Origin of the sequence: Veillonella sp. CAG:933, assembly GCF_000431435.1 — a bacterium.
Lineage (GTDB): Bacteria > Bacillota > Negativicutes > Veillonellales > Veillonellaceae > Veillonella_A.
The window spans coordinates 1-22,329 of record NZ_HF986189.1 but is presented as its reverse complement, the minus strand read 5'-3'; the positions used below and the strand labels follow the sequence as shown (position 1 = coordinate 22,329).

The window sequence follows — 22,329 nt, the reverse complement described above, 5'->3', positions numbered from 1 at the left end:
AAACCACCCGTTCTACGGGTGGTTATGATTTATGTAAAATGTTATAATAAAAGGAAATATAAACGGATAAATTAATTTTTTCTACTTATTTATTTTGTGTATTATAAAAATCAAGTTGAGTCGTTAGTTATTGAGGTGTAGTATGAAAAGTGTGAGAAAAGCCGTTATTCCGGCAGCAGGATTTGGTACTCGTTTTTTACCGGCAACAAAGGCGCAGCCAAAAGAAATGTTGCCTATTGTGGATACTCCGGCCATTCAATATATTATTGAAGAAGCGGTTGATTCCGGTATTGAAGAAATTCTTATTATTACGGGACGAAATAAACGGGCTATTGAAGATCACTTTGATACGAGTGTTGAATTGGAACAGTTATTACAACAGCAGAGGAAAAAGAAACAGTTGGCCATGGTACGCCGCTTGGCTGATATTCGTGTGCATTTTATTCGCCAAAAAGCACCGCGTGGCTTGGGGGATGCCGTATTATGTGCTAAAGCCTTTTGTGCCGGTGAACCATTTGCCGTTTTGTTGGGTGACGATGTGGTATACAATCCGGAATACCCATGCCTAAAACAGTTAATTGATACATATAATACCTATGGCGGAACCGTGTTGGGAGTACAACGAGTGCCGGAGAATATGGTTAGTTCTTATGGAATCGTGGCGGGGACTCCGATTACTGATACCGTATATAAAGTAGAAGGTTTAGTAGAAAAACCACAAAAAGAGTTAGCACCGTCAAATATTGCGGTTTTGGGACGCTATATATTGTCACCAAAAATCTTTGATTGTTTGGAAAATATTCCGGTTGGTGCCGGCAATGAATTACAATTAACCGATGCGATTGCACAGCTGGATGAAGATGTATTTGCTTTAGCTTATGAAGGTAAACGTTATGATATCGGTAACCGATTTGGTTATTTGCAAGCTATGATTGAATATGGACTTCGTAATGAACAAGTTGGGGAAGCATTAACCGAATATTTAAAAACGTTAGATTTAGATAAGTTTTAAATCCTTGTATTAAACAATTAATAACCTATTATTATATAATAAAAAGTTTATTGAAAGGATTTACTGCGATGAAAGATTCAATCCCATTATTAAAACGTAATACCACGTATGTATTGCCTTTATGTTTGTTTATTATTGATTATTTTATGATTGTTTCAGGCCTTTCGCTTTCCTTTGAAGCAAGAAAAATGTGGATGTTTCCACCTGTATCTGATACATTTCATATTCGTAGCATATATATTTATTTAATTGCACCGGCATTATTTCTATTCATGATGTTTGTGTGCCATTGTTATGAAATTGCTTTGCCGTATTGGGAACGTGTTAGAAACTTATTTAAGGCCGTTTCTTATAGCGTCTTGCTCACTGTATTTCTTATGTATGCAGCTAATGTGGCAGGTGATGTGTCGCGATTATTTATTATAGGATCTTGGGTATTGACCTTTATAACATTATTATTGGGACGCTATATTTTAGAACGCGTTTTAATAGCTAAGGGCGTTCTTAAAATTCCGGTTATTATTATTGGCGCCGGCAAGACGGCAGAACTTGTCTTACAGTCTTTTGACCGCCATCCGATTATGTGCTATGAAATAGTCGGCTTTATTGATGATAATCCGGTTTGTAAGAATTTAATCGAACAATATCTATTATTGGGTGGTTTTTGCGATATTGATGAAATTGTGGCTAAGACTAAGATTCAGCATGTAATCGTCTGCGCTCCGGGATTGCCACCGGATAAACTAATCACTTTAGTTAATCGGTTGGAAATTTTAATCAAAAATGTATCGTTTGTGCCGGAATTAATCGGGTTACCGGTAGCGAATGTGTCAGTTCAAGGCTTAATGGAAGAAAATATGCTTTTGGTTAATGTAAAAAACAACTTGGCCAGACCATATTATCGATTCTTAAAACGAGTATTTGATACTGTTTTAACCTTAGCCGGGATGATAGTTTTCCTTCCTATTGGACTTATCATAGCTGCCTTTATTTATATATCCGATCCCGGTCCAATTTTATTTGCACATCGACGTGTGGGGCAACATGGCAAGGAGTTTCCTTGTTATAAGTTCCGTTCGATGGTAGTAAATGCTGAAGAAGCCTTGCAGGAATATTTAAAAGATAATCCGGAAGCACAGGAAGAGTGGAATCGAGATTTTAAATTGAAAAACGATCCACGTATTACTAAAATCGGTCACTTTTTACGTAAAACAAGTCTTGATGAATTACCACAGTTGCTCAATGTTTTAAAAGGGGAAATGAGCTTAGTAGGACCAAGGCCGATTGTTCAGGCTGAAGTAGAGAAATATGGTGAATATATACAAGATTTCTACTTAGTGCCACCGGGAATTACCGGTGTTTGGCAAGTTAGCGGCCGTAGTGATACTACTTATGATGAACGTGTTCAGATGGATTCGTGGTATGTACATAATTGGTCAGTTTGGATTGACATTGTATATTTAGTAAAAACCGTAACAGCCGTATTACAACGCAAAGGTGCTTATTAGTAGAGGAGTGATGCGAATGAAGTACGATTATTTAGTAGTTGGTGCAGGTCCTTTCGGTTCTGTATTTGCGCATGAAGCACATAAACGTGGTAAAAAGGTATTAGTTATCGATCGTCGTAATCATATTGGCGGTAATATGTATTGCGAAAATAAGGATGGTATTAATATTCATGTATATGGTGCTCATATCTTCCATACTTCGATGAAACATGTGTGGGATTATGTGAATCAATTTGCCACTTTTAATAACTATGTAAACTCTCCGGTAGCCAACTATAAAGGTGAAATGTACAATCTGCCGTTTAATATGAATACATTTAGTAAAATGTGGGGTATCTCTACTCCAGCTGAAGCTAAAGCTATTATTGAAAAACAGAGAGCCGTAATTACTGATGAACCAAAAAACTTGGAAGAACAGGCTATCAGTTTAGTTGGCACCGATATCTATGAAAAGCTAATCAAAGGTTACACCGAAAAGCAATGGGGGCGACCTTGTACAGAGATTCCGTCGTTTATTATTAAACGCTTGCCGGTTCGCTATACATACGATAATAATTACTTCAATGATCGCTATCAGGGGATTCCTGAAGGTGGTTATACCAAACTAATTGAAAATATGTTAGAAGGTATTGAAGTACGCTTAGGTATCGATTTTATTAAAAATCGTGAAGAGTTAACAGCCTTAGCGGATAAAATTATCTATACAGGACCGATTGATGAATACTATAACTATGAATTTGGTCAATTGGAATATCGTGGTTTGCGTTTTGAAACGGAAAAAATAGAAACAGATAATTATCAGGGCGTAGCAGTAGTTAACTATACAGCAGCTGATGTACCATACACTCGTATAATTGAACATAAACATTTTGAATTTGGCACACAACCTGTTTCTTATGTAACTAAAGAGTATCCTGCTGACTGGAAAGTAGGAGAGGAAGCCTATTATCCTGTCAATAATGAAAAGAACTATGATTTATATGCGAAATATGCTTCAAAAGCTAAAGAAGAAAAAAATGTTATATTCGGTGGTCGTTTAGCTGAATATGTATATTATGATATGGATAAAGTGATTGCAAGTGCATTGCGTTTAGTAGAAAAGGAATTGAAGTAAGTGGCGGAAATAAAAATTTTAGTGGCAGCACATAAATTGTATTGGATGCCAAATGATTCAGTATATATGGCTATACATGTAGGTAGAGAAGGCAAAGCTGATTTAGGGTATGTTGGTGATAATACCGGTGATAATATATCAGCTAAAAATCCTAACTATTGTGAATTAACGGCACTTTATTGGGCATGGAAAAACTTAGAGGCGGATTATGTGGGGTTAGTGCATTATCGTCGCTATTTTACCAATAAAGAAGTTCGCAATATTGAAGAAAAGAAGCAGCAAGTTTTAACTAGCGAACAATGGCAAACTTTATTAGAGCAATATCCGGTTGTAGTTGCCGATAAACGTCGGTATTATATTGAAAGCAATCGTTCGCATTATAACCATGCCCATCATAGTGAAGGGTTAGATGTAACTGAAACTATTATTGCTGAAATGTATCCGGAATATTCAGAAGCTTTTGCAACTGTATGCAATCGCACTTGGGCTCATATGTTCAATATGTTTGTGATGCGTCGTGATTTATACAATCAATATTGTGAATGGCTATTTGCTATATTGTTTGAATTGGAAAAACGAGTAGATATTTCCGACTATAATCCATATGAATCTCGCATCTTTGGATTCGTCAGTGAAATTTTACTCGATGTTTGGATTGAAAAAAATCAGATTAACTATAAAGAGCAAAATGTTTCTTTTATGGAAAAACAAAATTGGCTCAAAAAAGGCGGTAGCTTTTTGAAACGTAAGGTATTTGGAAAGTAAGAAATTAAACACTATTTTAGATTATAGTAACTTGATTATCGTTGTATGCAAGGGAGAAGTATTATATGGAAGTTAATAAACCGTTTTTTAGTGTCATTATGCCAGTTTATAATGCTGTACCTTTTTTGCAAAGGGCGATAGAAAGTATATTGGAACAAACATATACAAATTTTGAATTGATTTTAGTTGATGATCAATCTACAGATAATAGTTATGATATTTGTGAGTCCTATTTAAAAAAAGACAATCGAATTAAACTTTATCAGATGCAGCAAAATGCCGGGGCCGCAGCAGCTAGAAATTATGGCTTATCAAATATTAAAGGAAAATATGTAACATTTTGCGATAGTGATGATTATGTTGATAAAGATTTACTTGCAACAGCATATATTCATTTGAGAGAGTGCGATATAGATTGTTTAAAGTATGGTTGTATTGAAGAATATATTCAAAAAGATACAAAAAATCATTTTTTTAAAGTGCAAAGTTTATTAACTCATGAATATAGAGATCGAAACGAAATTGCCAAGCAAATTTTAAAAATGGAGTTAGTGCCATTATTTGGCTATTTATCGAATGGTTTTTATCGCCGTGAAATAATAGAGGGAAATGGACTTGAACTAAATCCTTCATATCGTGTAAATGAAGATTTTGACTTTAATATCCGCTATTTTGAATATGTTAATATATTCAAATGTATTGACTATACAGGATATCATTATATTAAATTAACAGAGTCTAATAGTTTATCGTCGCAAAAGAACGATGATTACTATAATCTACATATAATGAAAATCGAGCGTTTCTTAGCATTTTTTCATGGTTTTGAAAATATGGATGATGAATCCAAGAGTATGTTATTTTGGATGTATACTCGGATTGTATATTCTACACTACAACGAGCTATTGAATCAGATGAAAATATTCAAAAGTTATTAACGTCAATTAGAGATAGTAAAATATATAATTATTTTAAGTGTGTTGAGTTTATAAACATTTCTGAGAAACAGAAATTAATGATATTTTTGTTGCGCGATGAAAAAGGAGTTATGTTGTTGTGGCTTGTACGGATGATTGGATTAATAAAAAGACAATTTCCATTTTTATTTGCAAAAATTAAAGGATAATTAAAATGAATCAAGATTTATTGCCGGTAAAAGTTTTACAAATTGGCATGACTCGGAATATAGGTGGTCTTGAAACATATTTAATGCAGCAATTTGACCATTTAGATAGAAATAAAGTAGTTTATGATTTTGTAAATATTACCAATGAATATGATATTGTCTTTGCCGATAAAATAAGAAAAGCCGGATCAAAGATTTTTGGTGTTTGTTCCCGTCATAAGAATCCTTTAAAACATTATTGGCAATGGATAAAACTACTTCGCAAAGAATCAAAAAACTATAAGGCGATTGTACTAAATACTAATAGTTTAGAATATATTTTTCCATTATTTCTAGGAAAAATAATGGGAATTCCGGTGAGAATAATACATTCTCATAATGGTGGTTTTGAAAATAAGATTGGTCAAATTAGACGGGCTTTAATAAGCTTTAATCGAATTCTTATGAAGTGGAGTGTAACTGATTACTTTGCTTGCTCGAATTTAGCTGGGCAGTGGATGTTTGGGAATACACAACCATTTACGGTTATTCATAATGCTATTAATACAAAAGATTTAGTTTTTAATGATAAAGTAAGACAAATCAAACGCTCTGAGTTAAAATTTGATGATGAAGACTTTGTTGTTGGTCATGTGGGTAGATTTGTGTATCAAAAAGATCACGAATTTTTGATTGATGTATTCAATGAAGTGCATAATAAAAGAGTGGAAGCTAAATTATTATTAATAGGTGACTATGTAGGTGATGACACATATTATAAAAAAGCTTTAGAACAAGTAAAAAGATTAAATTTAGAAGAATCAGTTTTATTTTTAGGGATACGACATGATGTGGCTGAATTAATGCAGGCAATGGATTGTTTTGTAATGCCTTCAAGGTTTGAAGGACTTACTGTTGTTGGTGTAGAAGCACAAGCCTGCGGATTGCCTTGTTTTTTTTCAGATAATATAACCAAAGAATTAAAGCTAGTAGATGGCTTGTGTTATTTTATCGATAAGAAATTAGAGAAAAAGACTTGGGCAGATATAATATTAAAGAAGAGTGCTGTTACTAGAAGAGACACTTCGAAAGATTTAAGTTTAGCCGGTTATGATATTGATACAGAAGTTAATAAGATAATGAGTTTTTACTTGAAAGAGAAAAATTAAATGGATCTTGAGAAACTAAAATTAATAATTTCAAAACATGATGTTATATCATTTGATGTGTTTGATACTTTGATAAAAAGAAATCTTGGTAATAATAAAGATGTATTTAGGTTACTAGAATGTAAAGTTAATAAGTTGTTAGGAACATCAAAAAAGATATACGATGCCCGAATTGCGGCTGAGGCTAATGCAAGAAAAAGATGCACTTATCGAGAAGTAAATATTGATGAAATTTATGAAAATTTTGATGATAATTATAGTGAAAATGAGAAAAATTTAATAAAGAAAATGGAGTTAGAAATAGAATTGCTTGTTTGTACAGCGAATCAAGAACTTCAAGAGATTTATAATTATTGCGTGTCCATAGAAAAACCTATTCTCATTATTTCTGATATGTACTTTAGTGCATCAGATATTAATAAAATTTTAGAGAAAAACGATTATTTACATCATAAAATAGTTTACTCTTCGTGTGATGAACGGATTACAAAATGGGAGCAGGGTTTACTATTTAAGAAGGTTTTAGAAAAAGAAAGATTATTACCATCTCAAGTTCTTCATATTGGTAATGACAAAAATGCTGACTTTAAAAAGGCAAAAATGCAAGGATTATCTGCATTTTTGATTGATGAAGGGGAATTATTTCCCACTTATTATGATGAAGAGGGTTTATTTAGTCAGGAAATTTTTACATACAATTGGATAAATCGGTTTATTAATAATAATATGCCGATTAAAGAAAATGATATTTTTAAAATAGGATATGAGGTTTTTGGTCCATTATTATTAGGTTTTACTAAGTGGTTAGCGCAACAAGTAGAGCAAAAAAATTTAAAAAAAGTTTTCTTCTTTTCACGAGATGGATACATTTTGAAAAAAGCTTTTTCTTTATATTGTCCTAACATAGATTCAAAATATTTTTATATTTCAAGAAAGTCTGTAATAAGGCCGATTTTACAATATGATAAATCTTTTGACGATATGGTAAAACATTATAAATCTTGGGATAAATCTTTTACATTAGAATATGTGTTAGATAGATTTTGCATTACAGTTGATGATGTAGTGTTAGACAAATTTAAATTGGCTCGTCAAGATAGATTTAATATTGATACTTTGAAAATTGATCAGCGAGTAGAGTCTTTGTTTGATTTTATTAAAGAACAGATATTCAGTGATTCTAAGGCTCAGGCAATACTTATTCAATCATATTTTCATCAAGAGCAATTTTATGGAAATGTTGGTATTATTGACATGGGAGCCGGCTGTAGCATTGAGTTTGCATTAAAATATTATTTAAAACAAGAGAATTTAGATGTAAATCCTTTTTATTTTTATTTGCATTCTGCAATTGAGGAAAATACAACTAGAAACATATTTTTTGACTCAGGTAATAAAACCAAGCCATATAAGGTCCTATTGCGTTTTTGTTATATGTTTTTAGAAATATTTCTCACTGCTCCGCATGGGAGCGTTAAAGGTTATCAAGTTATAGATAATAAAGTGGAACCAATATTAGCTGACTTCGAGTATATTGGAGACGGGAAAGTTGACGAAAAATATTATATTCAAGAATTGCAGAGGGGGGCATTGTCATTTTTTGAATCTAGTATGAATCAATTTTTTGATGAAGATATTAGTACTAATATAGCTCTGCAAAACTTTAAAAACTTTGCAATTACACCAACTCTAGAAGATATAAAAATATGGAAAGATTATAGGGTGATTCTTGATGAGTTACGACCATTAATTTTAAGTTCAAAAGCCTCATCTTTTGAAGACTCTATAAATTCTATTAAGAATAGTCCATGGTTGTCTGGGGCTATTATAGAGAAAATTAAAAACCGATATTTGATGAAATTGATTTTTAAATTTTACTATTTGTATAAGAAATATAAATAAATATTATTAAGAGATTGAACTATGAAAATAAATAAGTTGTTTGAAAATATTTTTTCATTGGTAAGTTTAAAAGGTGCAGAATACATATTGAATTTTATATTATTACCTTATTTAGTTCGAGTATTAGGCGTTGAAAAATTTGGTGCGATTGCTTTTATGCAAGGCATAGTTCAATATTGTATTATTATTGTAGATTACGGCTTTAATATGACTGGACCTAGAGATATTGCAAGAGTAATTGAAAAGAAGCAAATTGCAGATATTTTTATTAATATTATGACTTGTAAGGCATTACTTCTTCTTTTAACAGCTTTATTTTCTTTTTTTTCTATTTTGATCATTGATTTTATGGCAATAAAGTTTGATGCTTATTTGTACTGGAGTGTTTTTTTATTAGCATTAGGTAATTTTGTTTTCCCTACATGGTTTTTTCAGGGAATTCAACAAATGAGATATATAACAATTGTCAATATAATAGCTAGGTTGGCAACTGTTATTTTGGTTTTTTTGTTTGTTCGAAACCAGGATGATTATTTGTTAGCGGCTTTATTTCAGTCTAGTACATTAATCCTCGCAGGGATACTTTCGTATATAATTATAGTAAGACAATATAGTTTTGTGTTTATAAAGCCAACGTTTAAAGGTGTAATAAAAACTATGAATGATGGTTGGCATATTTTTCTTTCTACTATTGCTATAAACATATATACAACTAGTAATATAGTCTTATTAGGTATTTTTTCTAATGACACTATAGTGGGATATTTTAGTGCGGCTAATAAATTAATAGATAGCATTAAAGGTGTTATGTTTACTGTTAATCAAGCGGTGTATCCTTATGCCAGTAAAAAAATTCAAGAGGGTAAAAATAATTTTTTGAATTTTATAAAACTGTATGGAAAAGTTTATATCGGTGGCTGTTTGATAGGAAGTATATCTTTAATCTTTTTGGCACCTTATGTAGTACAGCTATTATTTGGTGAAGGATATCAGTCAAGTGTAGAAATTTTACAAATATTAGCATTATTACCTATGATAATATCAATAAGTAATGTCTTTGGAATTCAAGTTTTGTTAAATTATGGCTATCAAAAGATCTTTAGCAATATTCTTGTGTTGGGGGCTATTTTAGATATCATATTGATGTTTTGTATAGCTCCTTATTGGCTTGGTGAGGGTGTTGCTATAATAATGGTAATTGTTGAAGGGGTAATTACATTTGCTATTTTGGGATATGTTTTTAAAAATAATGTATTAAAAGAGATTTAATAAAAAATTTAGGAGGTCATGATGCAAAGTGTAAAATTTGGAGTTTTTATTGATACACTAAAAAGTAAGTTTATTTACATCATTCTATTAGCAATTATTTTTTCATTAGGTTTAGTAATTGAAAAAACTTTTTTTACAGACTATGTTATTCAAAGTACACGATTTCATACTGAAAAAACTATAAAAATTGAGTATAATCAGCCATTAATGTTTAATAATTCTCTTGACTATGGTACATTTTTAAAGAGTTATAGTGAAATTGATTTATTTTTGAAACAATCAGAAAATAGATTTGATTATAAAAAAATTAATAGCGATTGGGATAAGCTAACTGAAATTCAGAAGGTTGAATGGTTGCAGAAACATATTCATGTTGTTGATATTCATTCGGGGGTTATTCAGTTTATTTTCACATTAAGTGCAGATGATGCAAAAGATTATGAATATATAAAATTATATGGAACTAAATATTTAGACGAATATATTTCTTTTGCTGAGTCGAGGATTAATCAGATAACCCCACAAAGTCAATTTAAAGAAGTAAGTACATATACATTAGAACCAAAACTATTAGCAAATGATAAAAATATTATAATAATAAAGTATGGAATTATAGGCGCTGTTTTAGGAACTATTATTGGAGTGGTGATAGTATTTTTAATTTCGATAAGGAATGAAAAAAATGGTTGATCCAGGATTTTTGTATATTTTATCTGCATTATTATTGATTTTAACAATAGGTTTAATATACTTTTTTAAAGGGGATGTACTTCAACCTGGTATTTTAATGAGTATGACTATGTTATTAAGCTCTATATTGGCTGCATTAAACATAGATCGTTGGCAATTACAGTTTTCAATGTCAAGTACAATAGTATTATTTATGGCCATTTTATCATTTGCTTGCGGTAATTTAGCTGCTTGTAAGATTGCTTTTTATAGACAACCGATTTCGCCAATTTTGACTGTTAAATATTATAAAGCTAATAAATTAATTTTCTTTTCTTTTTTGATAATGAGTATTTTGGCGATGTTTAGTTTTCGTGAAATTTATCACTTATCTGTATTACTTGGAAATACAGATGGTATATTTAATATTATAAAAACTGTAAGACCAGCAATTGAAGCTGAGCAAGTTATGTTGAGTCGCTGGATGAATTATCGACAATATATTTCTCTAGCGATTGCTTCAGTATATATATATGCATTTTTAAGCAATTTAATATTTTTTAAATGGTCAAATATAAATCTAATTTTACTTGTGCCAGTTTTAGCTTATATTCCTTTTATGATATTTACAACCGGGCGTATGGCAATGATGTCATTTGTTATATTTGTTGTGGTAATTGGAAATTTTCTTTATTTGAAGAAGAATCAATTTAAGCTAGAGGCCGGTATAAAATCAATTATTATTCTTGGCATACTAGGGATTATGGCCATAGCCTTTTTCTTGATAATGGGGTATTTATCTGGAAAGGTTGCTAGTAGTACTAGAACACCTTTTATAATTTTATCGCATTATTTAGGCTTATCTGTTCCAGCTTTTGATGTTATATATCATCAGATACCAGTAGAGAATTCTTTAATTGGTTCTAATTTATTGGTTAGTGTTTATAGGAATCTTAATTTCTTAGGGTTTAACTTACCAGAAGTAGAGATATTTTTGCCGTTTGTTAATTTTGAAGGTATTGATACTAATGTTTATACTGCAGAATGGAGATATATTAAGGCTTTTGGGATAATCGGTATGTTAGGAGTTATGTGGTTATTAGGGGTATTTTATAGTTATTACTATAATTATTTGAAATATAATAATAGTATCAAGATTACATCACTAATAATATATGCGACTATTTCGTATCCATTATTTTTATCGTCAATTGATGAGAGATTTTTTTTAGATTTATTTGGGACTACGATTATTTATATTGGTGTTTGTTTGTGGATTGCTAAAAAGATAATTTTAGATAAGTATTGATTAAAGTTACGTCTGAGGAGTTCTAATGTGAAAGTCCTAGTCACTGGCGGTGCTGGTTTTATTGGCTCAAACTTCATATTTTATATGCTGAAGACCTATCCTTCGTATCGTATTATTTGTGTAGACAAGCTAACCTATGCCGGCAATCTTTCTACATTGACGAGTGTAATGACTAATCCAAACTTCAGATTTGTTAAAGCAGATATTTGTGATAGAAAAGCTATTAATCAGTTGTTTGAAGAAGAAAAACCTGATATGATTGTTAATTTTGCAGCTGAATCACATGTAGATCGATCTATCAATAATCCCGGTATTTTTTTAGAAACAAATATCTTGGGGACAGACGTATTGATGGATGCGTGTCTCAAATACGGCATTAAACGTTATCATCAAGTTTCGACGGATGAGGTATATGGTGATTTGCCATTGGATAGACCGGATTTGCTATTTACGGAAACAACGCCATTACATCCAAGCTCGCCATATAGTAGCTCTAAGGCTGCAGCTGATTTATTGGTATTGTCCTATTTTAGAACCTATGGACTTCCGGTGACGATTTCTCGTTGTTCCAATAACTATGGACCCTATCAATACCCAGAGAAGTTAATTCCGCTTATGATTGTTAATGCTTTAAATAATCAACAGTTACCTGTATATGGTAACGGCCAAAATGTTCGTGATTGGCTTTATGTAGAAGATCATTGCAGAGCTATAGATTTGGTTATTCATAAAGGCCGTGAAGGGGAAGTATATAATATTGGTGGACATAATGAAATGGCTAATATTAATATAGTAAAATTGATTTGCAAAGAGTTAGGTAAATCGGAAGACTTAATTACCTATGTTGCTGATCGTAAAGGACATGATTTGCGCTATGCCATTGATCCGACTAAGATTTATACTGAGTTGGGATGGTTACCGGAAACGAAGTTTGCCAACGGAATCAAAAAAACGATACAATGGTATTTGGATAACCACCAATGGCGGGAAGATATAATTAGTGGAGTATAGTGTATTGAGGGAAGGATGTAATTGTTTTGTATAAGTATTTAAAGTCACCGGTGGCAACAAAAATAGCATTTGTAGGATTATTGGTTGGCATTTTTATTTTGATGTTCAAACTAAATAGCCTGACTGGGTTTGTTGTGGACGATTATTTAAAGTATGCGGCAGCAGTGAAAATTCATTCCGTGGGGGATATGTATCAAGCCTTAGAGAAATACTATCTCACTTGGAGTGGCCGTGTATGGGGCGAATTTTTCTCCTTATTATTTTTAAGCATGCCAAAATCCATATTCAATGTGGCTAACTCGTTCATCTACGTTGTACTGCTATTGCTGGTTTATGCTCACATTACAAAGGCTAAGTATTGGTCTTTGTCAATTCTCATTTATATTAACTTTTCCATTTGGGTATTTTTACCGGCTTTTGGTCAGAATATTTTGTGGTTAACCGGTGCCGGTAATTATTTGTGGACAATTATTATTCCGTTAATTTTCATGTTGTTTTATAGGTTATATGATGGCAACCGTGAAACTTTCAGAAACTATTTCTTGTATATTCTTTTATTTATCTTAGGAATTTTCTCCGGTTGGGCCAATGAAAATTTTTCGGTAGGAATTATTGGATTTATTCTCTGCTATATGTGGCAGTATAAAAAGAAATATAATTTAATTCCTCAATTTAGTATTTGGGGCCTCCTTGGTACTCTAGCAGGTAGTGCAGCAATGTGGTTTGCACCGGGTAATTTTATTCGTTATGAAGCCGAAGGCCATCAAGGAGCATTTCTTAAAGTTATCGGGCGAATCCCACAAAATGCACTAAGATTGATTGATTATGAAAAGACTTTGTTCTTAGTTCTTATATTCGTGATATTGTATTTCTTGTTGAAGAAAACGGATAAACAAAGCTCACTAATTTATCTTGTTGGTACTTTTCTTTGTGCTATTGCCATGTCGGCCGTAGGTGGTTTTGGGTCACGTATCGTCTTTAGTGGTACGATTCTCTTTATTATTGCTACGGGTATATTAATAGCTGACTTTATCAGAAATGAAGCGTATGTAGGTTTTAATAAAACTGCTTTGATTGCAACGTTGAGTGTTATTATGCTTGCATCCTTTGGGAGAGAATATAGATCGGCTGTTGAAAGTACGATAGATTATAATAGACAAGTCGCTGTAAATGAGCAGATTATTCAAACGGCCATATCCCGTGGCGAAAAAGACATTTATGTTAATCCGGTACAGGTTATGAATCGATATAGTGCGGCTCATGGTTTGGAAGATTTAAAACCAAAATCACAAAATGATTTTTGGTTAAATAAGGGTATGGCTGCCTATTATAAAGTAAGAACTATACAAACTAATGGTATAGAAGTAAAATAAAAAATTATATATTAAAATAGAAGGGCTTTTGCTATATACAGTATTAACTGTACTTGTGCGAGGCCCTTTTGTCCTATAAGCATAAAATTTTGATAATAAAAAGAAATAAGAAAAAATAGCATATGGAGAGGAATAATTGATTAAATTGAAGAATAAATAATTAATAAATAATTTATTTTTTATTAGAAATAGGAGTAGAATATGTATTTAATGACAGCTTGTTATCAATGTGATACAACACCGCCTAACATTATTATTAAAGATTTTACACTTAATGATGATGGAGTTTATATTGTAGAATGTTCTAAAGGTCATAAACTTGCAATAATTATGCAAGCTGAAGTTTTTGAAATTTTTTTTTTTTAATGCAACTTATAACTTGCTGAAGAAAAATTATAGTGCAGCTATATTAAATTATGCCGCAGCACTAGAAAAATATTATGAGTTTTACATTGAAGTTATATGTAGATTTAATCATGAATCAAAGGATGATAAGTGGAATGCAGTACGAAAAAAAAGTGGAGCTCAGTTGGAATTATTTGAAAACGAGTACTTTAATAATGAAGATAGAAAGCCGTATTTATTAACTGGTGAATTACGGAATCTTAGAAATCGTGTTATCCATCACGGGCACTTTCCAAGCTATGAGGAAGTTAAAGAGTATGGTAAAGGAGTTTTTATTGCCATTAAAGAGGATTTAGATTTTCTTAATAAGAAATATAAAATCATTTTACAGGAAATAATTGTAGAGCATAATATGCAAAAAGCGAAAAAGATACCAGCAGGTTACTCGATTTCTACTACATTAATTGATACTGGCGTATCAATTTCTACTTCACAGAATTGGAATAATATGACCTTTGAGAAAGTAATAGATAATGCAAAATTATATTTAATAATTGAGGATAACGCAGAAAGTATAATGGCTATAACTAATTTAATTAGAGGCGATATTTCATTAGAAGAATGTAAGACGCTTTTCTTGAAAATATTAAATCAATTTATAAAAAAGTAGCACACTAATTTTCAACTAATTATATATTAAGGAATGATGAAGTGAATATTTATGAACTGATTAATCAAGTTAAATTAAATACAGGAAATTTAAGATACTGGCCAATAGTAAACTTAAAGGACGTAGAGTTAGAAAATATTGGAGAGAAAAAAGCTCTTAAGATATTACAAAAGATATGTGGATTATTAATAATTGAAGAAAATAAGAAGCGTAAATTAAATATTTTTTTAGATGAAAGTTTAGTAAGAGTTAATAATTGTTTTCTTGTTAAGTCTGAATTGGAATGTTTAGAAAAATTAAATTTTGACAATTTTTTGCCGTACTTTAGTGCTTATATTTGGGAGTGTATTTGGCTGGATCAAAGAGACTATAAGGCTGCTGATAAAGCACTTGATTATTATCTTATTCATTTAGAGCGTGAAATAAATTTTGATGAATCTGTTTTAGAGGTTTCGACATATGCTATCGCTTTGGCAAAAGAAATAAATAATAGAAAAAAACTCAATACAATATTTAAAATTCTACATAATATTATATTTCATAATGAAAATAATACCTCAATATATATAACACTATCAATTTTAGACATTTTATCAGCAGAACACTTTATTTCATATTACGAGGCATTAGAATTTCTTAATAATAATGTAAGTATAAGAGGTGAAAATGAGCATATTAATGAAAAGATTTTTATTTTAAAAAGAAAATGGGCTAATAAACTAGGTGATTCAAATTTAATCATAAGTATTGAAAAAGACTATGCAGAATATTTTGAAAAATTGTTTAACTTTATTCCAGATAAGGATTATTTTAAGCAAGAGCGATTTTTAATAAACGCAATAGACTCTTATACTCGTTGTAAGAACCGGAAAAAGGCAAATGAACTGAAGCAGAAATTGATGCTGGTACAAATAAACAAAGTGAATAATATGAAAATAATAGAGATAAGTATTGACTCTAACATTTCTCTCAATACGATAGAAGAGGATTTGAAAAAATTAAATTTTATAGAAATAATATTTTATTCCTTAAAGTTTATTAAATATCTAGACTTTGATATAGTAAAAAATATGGTAAAAGACTGTAAATCTTCCGGATTTATAAGTGATACGTTTCCATGTAGTATTATTAATGATAGAGGGCAATCTACTGATATATTTATGCCACTAATGTCTTCTGACTATGAAAATAATAGTACTAATTTGAGAAATCATGTAGATCATATGGTTATGAGATATGCAGATGTTGCTGGTTGTTATTTAAAACATATCTATTCATATATAAAAGATACTTTTATATTTAGTGAATATAGTTTTGATTTTCTAATAAGACATAATGAAATAGTCCCAGCAACTAGGAATAAGATTTTTCGAAATGTGCTGTTTTTAATATTTCAAGGAGAATTGTGTACAGGATATCAAGTTTTAGTTTTACAATTAGAAAACTTATTTCGATATATTGCACAGGAACAATATGGCTTAACATATAAGATTGATAAAGATGGTCGAACTGAAGAATATACGTTATGGGATATATTAAATTATTTAATTAAAAATTCTGAAGACAATAATAAATCAATTTTTTGGCAATTTCAATGCTTACTGTGTCAATCTTTAGGGGGAAATATAAGAAATAATATTGCTCATGGATTAGTTGAAGAATATGATTTTGAAACAGGACGATATTGTTATTTATTGTGTCTGGTGATTCTATTACTAGTAAGATATGCTGATTTTTATAATGAAAATGATTGATTAATTTTATAGTGCAATTTAGCACAAGTTATCTATATTAAGCATGGTAAAAGTAGACGGAGGAATCAAGCGCATTGATTTGGGAGTTATTTCTTTTTTAGTACACCCAAGAAATAGTAAGATATTGGATTATTTAATCGAGTTATATTATTTAAAGTTAAAACAGTGCCGGTACGTCGATGGGCGTACCGGCACTTGAAATTTATATCTATTAAAAAGTAAATGAGTTTTATTGTTTTATAAATCTAACGCTTCCAACTCTTCATAAGCCCATTCAAAATAGCTTTGACAATCTCGATAGAGGTATGAGCCGTTTTCTAAAGTCATTAATAGTTCTTTAGCGGCTATTTCTTCATAGGCATCCGGTAGCATAGAAGGTATAGCTTCTTCTACGGCATAATCTAATCCATAACTATTTATAAGAGTAAAGACATCACAAAATTGCTTTGAGGCGGCTAGTTTTTTCAGTATATTACGTGATTTAGTATAGTTCCTTGTTGTGTAATAAAGTACCGAGAGCGGTAAGAGCATAGATAAACGCTCGTCTTTTTTATATTGTGCATGTAGTTTTAAAGCGTCATCAAAGCGCTGTAATTTGACATATATATGCATGAGGTCATAGCGTAAGCCTAAATTATCGGAGGTGTTAAAAGTCAACGCTTCCTTCAAAAGCTCTATCGCATCATGTAAGCGGTTAGTATTAATTAAGGCAATCATATAGTTATACATAAGGCGCATAAAAGGGCGTGTTTCTAAAATAAGCCAAAAATCTCCGATGCAATCTTGTGTCATATAGCCTTCTTTAGCGAGGGTATTTTTAGCATCTTCATAGGCTTTACTATATTCTTTAACTAATTCTTCCGGAGATAAATCTTTTAAATTAATTAGTATAGAGGTGGCATCAAAGTTGAGCGGGTCAAGTTCGAGTGCTTTTCGCAAATAACGTAAGCGAATATTAGGGGCCGGTGTTTGCTTAGCCAGCTCGAGATAGTCGTCACTTGTTTGAGCGTTAGCCTTAGTTAGTCGTTTAGTAGGATTATTTATATTGTTTTCGCCGAAATTAGGTGAAATAATATCCATACTTGAAATACCAGTTTCCGGTTGACTGTAATCTGACTTAAAAAAGTTTAAAAGCATTTCCAGTCGTTCATCATTATCTAATTGGGAAATATTTTCTTTGCCAATTGACTTTAAATAGGATTCATAGCGAGACTCTAGGGCAGCTCTTGCGTCATGTGTAGCATATTCCGGAGCAGCTGATTCGGTAGGGGCCTTTGAATTTTTCTTATTTTTTGCCATGATGGACTCCTTTTAGTGAAAAGTATTTATTTAATTATATAATATGTTGGTAATTTAATAAATATTTGGATTTTGCATGGTGATGGAAAATGCTAAGAAAATAAAATATTTCAACGAATTATTTTAGATGAATAGATTATAAATTTTCAATTCATTTTTAATTATGAATATATGATGATTTTTTTATCTGTAAATTAAGTTGATTACTGACAACTTATTAAAATAATTATATAATAAGTATACAAATATATGTATTTAGGGGGGTGATTTACATATATGGCAGTTCGGATAAAACATATAGATTTTAAGGGGATTGTGAAAAATTAGGTGTGGAGATAGATGTTTTAAAAACGGGGTGGTATACATGAGGGGTAAAAAGGGAAACAAACGATTATTGCGTGTATTGGTATTGGGAGCTTTATTGAGCACAACTTATATAGGGGGTGCTATGGCAGCGGATTATCCGCTGACCGGTGATACCATTGAAGGTAATTATGACCTTCCGGCAGGAAATATCTTATATAGACTTGACGGTGAACAAAAAGTTACGGCACTATCCGATGTTACTATTAGTTCTCAAAGTACAGAGAATGCTAGTTCTATTATTATATATAGCGGTAAAAGTGAAAACAGCAGTTTAGATTTAGATATGAACGGTCATTCCTTAGCCATAGATGCTAAGTCGGCTGGTATCTATATAACAAAGGATAATACTAATATCAATTTTCACAATGCTGACACTATTGAAAGTACAGTTGATCGTCATAATTTGGTAATTGCTACAAGAGGTAATGGCAGTACTATCAATTATGAAGCCAATAATATTACTTTTAATAAGAGTGAAGTTTTTGAAGATAATCCAATGCTTGTTGTGGGGAATAAGAATACATTATCTATGCACGCCGGCAATGATTTAGTATTTAATAATTATGCAAGGGCCAACACACTCAGTGCATATTATGGTGCTAAGATTCAATTGGAAGCAGATCATAATGTTAACTTTAATCATACCTATAGTGATATTGCGGCTGTCCAGGGACTACCGATTTTGTATTTTGCTAATAATGCTGAGGCAACGATAACAGCAGGTAATGATATTAACTTTAATCGAAATCAGTATGCGTATTTAATTGGTTTGGAATATGGGGGCCACGCAGTTGTAACCGCCGCGGGTAATATTAATTTCCGTGAACAAGTACCGGGTTATATGCCTGTTGTGTCGGCAGAAAATAAGGCAAATATCCAGTTACAGGCACAAGCTATTACAGGTAATACGCAGCAACTGGTGTCAACCACGTATGGTTCGCAGGCACTCTTAAAAGCGAATGAAATTGATTGGGTAGCTGAAGGAAGAGACATGTCTGCCTTTTCAGAGAAATACCCGCATAAGACTAGTATGCTTGTAGCCTATCGCGGGGGTAGTAAGGTTGAATTACAAGCCGATAAGAACATAAATTTAGCTATCGGTGTGCCACATACAATGCTCTATGCAGAAAGTGGTGATATTACTTTAAATGCGGGAGACTCTATTTACTTGCATTCCACGGGAACAACAGATGAGCGCTCTCAGGCAAGCCTTCGCGTTCAGAACGGTAACATTAATTTGACGGCCGGTACAATTACAGTAGAAAATGAAGGGGCCACGGCAGCCTATGCAGATTATTATGGGAATATTAATTTTAATGGTGAAACTCTCATAGACGGTGCCGGTATTGGAGCTAAATCGCTAGGTACCGGGAAAATTAATTTTAATGGCGAAACTTTCATATATGGTGTCGGTATTGGTGCATCGACGGAATCTGATGTAGATCCATGGGCCGAAGATCTTTCAAAGATTAGTTTTAATGACGACGTTGCAATTGATGGGGTTGAAACAGGGGCTGAAGCAAAATATAACAGTGACATTGTTTTTAATAAAGGTCTTGTTATTAATGCTAAAGACAACGCGCTCTATACTGAGTCTGCCGGTCGTATCCAGGCACTTGCTACTGACGTAGATAAGAATGTAAAGGGTAATATGCAAGCCCTTAATGGACAGATTGATATACTCTTTGATACGCCTAGCTCATCGTTTACAGGCACCACGAAAATACAAAACATCGACAAGGTGTATGTCATTGATGACGAAGAAGAGTATGGAGATGATGAAGAGTTAGATAATTATGTAACCTATGATGCCGATGAATCGGATAGTACCGATGATGAGGATAATTGGGGCGATGAAGATGATTGGGAAAATCCATATATCGAAGAAGCGCCGGCTATCAATATAGCGTTACAAAATGGTGCTGTGTGGCGAGTAACCGGTGACAGCTCGTTGACGAAGTTAGAAAATAGCTCCTTTCTTAATATGAGTGATTACACACATACAGGTACGAGTCTTACCGCAAATAATTTATCCGGAAACGGTGACGGGTTGGTTCTTATGGATCTCGACTGGAACAGCAATGGCGGATTAAAAGAAAAAACGGATAACAGCGATTATATTACCGCTACCGAAAGTGCTACCGGTACTTTCACGTTGTTAAGCGAGCGATCACTGATGCATTTAGAAAATATGGAGATAAATGACCGTTTGTATTTTGCTACGCTGACGAATAGTGATGCGGTTTTCACAAGCTGGATTACACAGCGTAATGTAGCAAAAGGCGGCTTATATGATTATATTATCGGCTTAACTTCTGAAACAACGAATGTAACGGATACGAGTGCAACAACTGATACCGATACTACAATCGATACGACAACAGATTTGGATAGTGCCGCGGATATGACTACAGTAACGGCTAGAGCAGCTACAGATACTATAACGGATTGGTTCTTTGGCACCGTAGAGTATACAGAAAGTCCGATTGTTCCGAGTGGTCGTATCAACTCGCAAATTATGTATGATCTTACAACCGAAGTGGATACGTTGAATAAACGCATGGGTGAAGCACGGTACATGAATACCAATGCTGATGCAGACGGTATTTGGGCTCGCACGTCGTATAATCGCTATGGCCGTGACGCTTATTCCGGCCACAGCAATCGTTTTGAAGTAGGCAAAGATTATGTAATATCTCGTGATGATGGCAGTACGATTCATCAAGGGGCATCGTTTACATATCTTCGCAGCAATGCATCGTTCACTGATGGACGGAACGAATATAACCGTTACACCGGATCGTTCTATCATACTTGGTTAGGTAATAATGGCCATTATCTGGATGTGGTAGCTCGTGTCGGCAAATTAAACGGTGATAGTCGTACATTCTTAGTGAATGGCGATGAATCACGGAGCTCCTTTGGTACTTGGTATCAACAGGGCAGTGTAGAATATGGCCGTAACTTCAACCTTAAAAACGGTTGGTATCTTGAACCTCAGGCGCAGTTACAATACACCCATATGAATAGTAAATCGTACATCAGCAATGACGGCATCAATCATCAATTGGACAGCGTGAACAGTTTTATCAGCCGCTTAGGTTTCCGTTTGGGCCGTAATATTGATGATAAAACATCGTGGTACATTAAAGGCGATGTATTCCATGAATTTGCCGGTGACGGCGGTATTACCTTTATATCCGCTGACGGTTTAGAACGCATTGATTACAATCGTGACGGCAAAGAAACTTGGTATGATTTAGGTGTCGGGTTACAGGCTGAATTAAGCCATGATAGAAGTCTCTGGTTCGAATTTGAACGCAAGTTTAGCGGCTCCTATTCAAATGCTTGGGAAATTAACGGCGGTATGTCGTGGAAGTTCTAGGTGATAGACTGTATAGTATAAATTTGAATAAGTGATTTAAGTAATAGTAAGGCCTCCGATGATGTTGAAAAGACATCATGGGAGGCCTTTTTGCTGTCTGAAGTGATATCAATAATTGAAAGTTATTATTATAATAATAAAAAATCGTAAAATTTCAAACTAATTGATTTTTAAAGATAAATTCTCTAGAGCATTTTATAAATCTGTGGTACTATAATTGGAGCATAAGTGTTTTTACGAAATTTTTACTTAAATTTTAAAGAAAATATACAAGGTTCATAGTATAATCAAATGCGACAAATA

The 22,329-nt window shown here is 32.5% G+C and carries 17 protein-coding genes; 16 read left to right on the top strand and 1 reads right to left on the bottom strand.

Translation table 11 applies throughout. The annotated features are described in order from the left end of the window. The first annotated feature begins 142 nt into the window (after positions 1–142). The 15 genes from galU (at position 143) to QZL64_RS05230 (ending at position 16,976) form a co-directional block, all read left to right on the top strand. Positions 143–1,012 (top strand): UTP--glucose-1-phosphate uridylyltransferase GalU, encoded by an 870-nt coding sequence (galU, locus tag QZL64_RS05300; protein ID WP_021840961.1) that lies wholly within the window; start codon positions 143–145, stop codon positions 1,010–1,012. A gap of 68 nt (positions 1,013–1,080) precedes the next feature. Then, positions 1,081–2,520, top strand: a complete 1,440-nt coding sequence (wbaP, locus tag QZL64_RS05295; RefSeq protein ID WP_021840960.1) for an undecaprenyl-phosphate galactose phosphotransferase WbaP — start codon at positions 1,081–1,083, stop codon at positions 2,518–2,520. A 16-nt stretch (positions 2,521–2,536) separates the two neighbouring features. Then, positions 2,537–3,634, top strand: a complete 1,098-nt coding sequence (gene glf, locus QZL64_RS05290) for a UDP-galactopyranose mutase (RefSeq protein ID WP_021840959.1) — start codon at positions 2,537–2,539, stop codon at positions 3,632–3,634. Next, positions 3,635–4,399 carry a DUF4422 domain-containing protein gene (locus QZL64_RS05285; RefSeq protein WP_021840958.1) on the top strand — a complete coding sequence of 255 codons (765 nt, stop codon included), beginning with the start codon at positions 3,635–3,637 and terminating at the stop codon, positions 4,397–4,399. A 65-nt stretch (positions 4,400–4,464) separates the two neighbouring features. Then, positions 4,465–5,526, top strand: a complete 1,062-nt coding sequence (locus QZL64_RS05280; RefSeq protein WP_021840957.1) for a glycosyltransferase family 2 protein — start codon at positions 4,465–4,467, stop codon at positions 5,524–5,526. Between the two features lie 5 nt (positions 5,527–5,531). Beyond that, on the top strand, positions 5,532–6,674 hold the full coding sequence (locus QZL64_RS05275; protein ID WP_021840956.1) for a glycosyltransferase: 1,143 nt from the start codon (positions 5,532–5,534) through the stop codon (positions 6,672–6,674). Next, on the top strand, positions 6,675–8,576 hold the full coding sequence (locus QZL64_RS05270; RefSeq protein WP_021840955.1) for an HAD family hydrolase: 1,902 nt from the start codon (positions 6,675–6,677) through the stop codon (positions 8,574–8,576). A gap of 21 nt (positions 8,577–8,597) precedes the next feature. Next, positions 8,598–9,845: a flippase gene (locus QZL64_RS05265; RefSeq protein ID WP_021840954.1), complete on the top strand. Its 1,248-nt coding sequence runs from the start codon at positions 8,598–8,600 to the stop codon at positions 9,843–9,845. Between the two features lie 18 nt (positions 9,846–9,863). Then, positions 9,864–10,535 carry a hypothetical protein gene (locus tag QZL64_RS05260; RefSeq protein ID WP_156705920.1) on the top strand — a complete coding sequence of 224 codons (672 nt, stop codon included), beginning with the start codon at positions 9,864–9,866 and terminating at the stop codon, positions 10,533–10,535. Further along, the gene (locus QZL64_RS05255; protein ID WP_021840952.1) at positions 10,528–11,823 is read left to right on the top strand and encodes an O-antigen polymerase; all 1,296 of its coding nucleotides are present in this window, start codon (positions 10,528–10,530) and stop codon (positions 11,821–11,823) included. Before QZL64_RS05260 ends, QZL64_RS05255 begins: the two co-directional genes overlap by 8 nt. Before the next feature lie 27 nt (positions 11,824–11,850). Further along, positions 11,851–12,834 (top strand): dTDP-glucose 4,6-dehydratase, encoded by a 984-nt coding sequence (gene rfbB, locus QZL64_RS05250; protein ID WP_021840951.1) that lies wholly within the window; start codon positions 11,851–11,853, stop codon positions 12,832–12,834. A 26-nt stretch (positions 12,835–12,860) separates the two neighbouring features. Continuing rightward, positions 12,861–14,207 carry a DUF3329 domain-containing protein gene (locus QZL64_RS05245; protein WP_021840950.1) on the top strand — a complete coding sequence of 449 codons (1,347 nt, stop codon included), beginning with the start codon at positions 12,861–12,863 and terminating at the stop codon, positions 14,205–14,207. Positions 14,208–14,408: 201 nt separating this feature from the next. Further along, positions 14,409–14,573, top strand: a complete 165-nt coding sequence (locus QZL64_RS05240; RefSeq protein ID WP_021840949.1) for a hypothetical protein — start codon at positions 14,409–14,411, stop codon at positions 14,571–14,573. Next, positions 14,554–15,222, top strand: coding sequence for a hypothetical protein (locus QZL64_RS05235; protein WP_021840948.1), 669 nt, complete (start codon positions 14,554–14,556; stop codon positions 15,220–15,222). The genes QZL64_RS05240 and QZL64_RS05235 overlap by 20 nt, the downstream gene beginning before the upstream one ends. Positions 15,223–15,263: 41 nt before the next feature. Then, complete coding sequence (locus tag QZL64_RS05230; RefSeq protein ID WP_021840947.1) at positions 15,264–16,976, top strand: DUF4209 domain-containing protein; 1,713 nt, start codon at positions 15,264–15,266, stop codon at positions 16,974–16,976. Between the two features lie 237 nt (positions 16,977–17,213). On the opposite strand, the gene QZL64_RS05225 is transcribed toward QZL64_RS05230, so the two are convergent. Continuing rightward, entirely contained in the window at positions 17,214–18,275 is a 1,062-nt protein-coding gene (locus QZL64_RS05225; RefSeq protein ID WP_021840946.1) for a tetratricopeptide repeat protein, read from the bottom strand. 364 nt (positions 18,276–18,639) lie between these two features. Between QZL64_RS05225 and QZL64_RS05220 the strand changes: the two genes are divergently transcribed. Beyond that, the gene (locus QZL64_RS05220) at positions 18,640–22,026 is read left to right on the top strand and encodes an autotransporter outer membrane beta-barrel domain-containing protein (protein WP_021840945.1); all 3,387 of its coding nucleotides are present in this window, start codon (positions 18,640–18,642) and stop codon (positions 22,024–22,026) included. Positions 22,027–22,329 lie beyond the last annotated feature (303 nt).

Coding starts and splice junctions, on each gene's coding strand:
- galU (WP_021840961.1), top strand. CDS start 143: ATGAAAAGTGTGAGAAAAGCCGTTATTCCGGCAGCAGGATTTGGTACT.
- wbaP (WP_021840960.1), top strand. CDS start 1,081: ATGAAAGATTCAATCCCATTATTAAAACGTAATACCACGTATGTATTG.
- glf (WP_021840959.1), top strand. CDS start 2,537: ATGAAGTACGATTATTTAGTAGTTGGTGCAGGTCCTTTCGGTTCTGTA.
- QZL64_RS05280 (WP_021840957.1), top strand. CDS start 4,465: ATGGAAGTTAATAAACCGTTTTTTAGTGTCATTATGCCAGTTTATAAT.
- QZL64_RS05275 (WP_021840956.1), top strand. CDS start 5,532: ATGAATCAAGATTTATTGCCGGTAAAAGTTTTACAAATTGGCATGACT.
- QZL64_RS05270 (WP_021840955.1), top strand. CDS start 6,675: ATGGATCTTGAGAAACTAAAATTAATAATTTCAAAACATGATGTTATA.
- QZL64_RS05265 (WP_021840954.1), top strand. CDS start 8,598: ATGAAAATAAATAAGTTGTTTGAAAATATTTTTTCATTGGTAAGTTTA.
- QZL64_RS05260 (WP_156705920.1), top strand. CDS start 9,864: ATGATGCAAAGTGTAAAATTTGGAGTTTTTATTGATACACTAAAAAGT.
- QZL64_RS05255 (WP_021840952.1), top strand. CDS start 10,528: ATGGTTGATCCAGGATTTTTGTATATTTTATCTGCATTATTATTGATT.
- QZL64_RS05240 (WP_021840949.1), top strand. CDS start 14,409: ATGTATTTAATGACAGCTTGTTATCAATGTGATACAACACCGCCTAAC.
- QZL64_RS05225 (WP_021840946.1), bottom strand. CDS start 18,275: ATGGCAAAAAATAAGAAAAATTCAAAGGCCCCTACCGAATCAGCTGCT.
- QZL64_RS05220 (WP_021840945.1), top strand. CDS start 18,640: ATGAGGGGTAAAAAGGGAAACAAACGATTATTGCGTGTATTGGTATTG.